General features: G+C 57.8%; 1 protein-coding gene. It reads left to right on the plus strand.

Translation table 11 applies throughout. The features are described from left to right. Positions 1-237: 237 nt before the first annotated feature. On the plus strand, positions 238-912 hold a 675-nt coding region (locus AC2FNU_RS24790; RefSeq protein WP_496794313.1), incomplete at its 3' end, for a phosphoserine transaminase.

A 912-nucleotide genomic window follows, 5' to 3' on the forward strand; every position in this document is an offset into this window, starting at 1 on the left:
TGCCCCCCAATGGAAGAATACCTCGACGCAGCCGAGTAAACCCAAAACAAAACCCCGCCAAATCAATGGCGGGGTTTTCGCCAATCGGAAACAAACGTTCCGATCAGGCGCCTCTTCAGATGTCGTTTTTGTCGGACCAAGCGTCTTTTCCGCTTGCTGCAGGTGCAAAGCCCCCATAGCTCTGTGCGTGGGACACCCCTCCCCAACGAGGGGCGTGTATCTGGAAGGGTAATACAGATGACTATTGAACAACCGGTGTCGCACGACGCCGTGCGCAAACCTGATATGCGGCCGGCAAATCCGCGTTTTTCCTCGGGCCCTTGTGCCAAACCCCCCAAATTTGAGCTGTCCAAGCTGGCCGATGCTGCGCTGGGTCGTTCGCACCGTGCCGCCGTTGGCAAGGACAAGTTGAAAGCAGCCATCGAAGGCACGCGTGAAATTCTGGGCATTCCGGCAGAGTACAAAATCGGCATCGTTCCCGCCTCGGACACCGGTGCAGTCGAAATGGCGCTGTGGTCGCTGCTGGGCGAACGCAAGGTCGAGATGCTGGCCTGGGAAAGCTTTGGGTCCGGTTGGGTCACAGATGTGGTCAAGCAGCTGAAGATCGATGCCGAGGTGAAAACTGCGGATTACGGGCAGATCGTCGATCTGGCTTCGGTCGATTTCGCCAATGATGTGGTGTTTACGTGGAACGGCACGACCTCGGGCGTGCGGGTTCCCAATGGCGACTGGATCGCTGATAACCGTCAGGGTCTGACAATCTGCGATGCGACCTCGGCGGCCTTTGCGATGGACCTGCCCTGGGACAAGCTGGATGTGACCACCTTTAGCTGGCAAAAGGTTCTGGGTGGCGAAGCGGCGCACGGAATGCTAATCCTATCGCCCCGTGCTGTTGAGCGTCTGGAAAGCTAT

The sequence above is a fragment of the Ruegeria sp. BHSB064 genome, from assembly GCF_059613205.1.